The sequence below is a fragment of the Streptococcus intestinihominis genome (genome assembly GCF_046824975.1).
GTDB lineage: Bacteria > Bacillota > Bacilli > Lactobacillales > Streptococcaceae > Streptococcus.
This window is the reverse complement of the sequence record NZ_JBKQBL010000004.1, coordinates 9,778-10,464: the sequence shown is the minus strand read 5'-3', so window position 1 is coordinate 10,464 and position 687 is coordinate 9,778. Positions and strand designations below refer to the sequence as shown.

General features: G+C 43.2%; 1 protein-coding gene. It reads left to right on the top strand.

Translation table 11 applies throughout. The features are described 5' to 3' along the window. On the top strand, positions 1-687 hold a 687-nt coding region (locus ACLOR3_RS06925; protein WP_412037130.1), incomplete at both ends, for an LCP family protein.

Sequence of the window (687 nt, the reverse complement as noted above, 5' to 3'; positions counted from 1 at the left end):
AGAGATTGGATTATCTTTATTCCAACTACCATTACCTGAACGAAAAGGAGCAGTTGGAATACAAGTACTTAAAAAATAAATCAGAGGGACGATTCCAAGACGATCCCGTTTCAGAAAGAGCAGAAGAGCCTGTTGCACCTTCAAGTAGAGGAGAAGACAATTCTGACGAATTACCAGTCTATCCATCACGTAGCCGGAAGGACAAACCCAAAACCAATAAAAAGAATCGAGAGGACGTAGCAGCCCTTCCCAAACGTAAGAAGGGAAGAAAGATCCGCTTCAAACGTATTTTAAAATGGATAGCCATCTTCTTCTTGTTAGTCCTTGGTGGAATGGTCTTTATGTTTCTAAAAGGCTTGAATAGCAAACCTGGTGGGACTAACGCCCAACCAGCTGTTAAAGAGTATTTTAACGGTCAGAAGACCAAAGACGGGGTCAATATCCTGATCCTGGGAACGGATGGTCGGATTGGGGAAAGCTCATCTGAGACGCGAACGGACTCCATCATGGTGGTCAATGTCAACAACAAGGACGGCAAGGTGAAAATGGTCAGCTTTATGCGAGATACTCTGGTACATATCGATGGCGTAAGCCAACAAACAGATCCAGAATATCAAGATTACTATGACCAGAAGTTGAATACAGCCTTTACCATTGGAGAGCAGAATAACAACCAAGGAGCAGAAT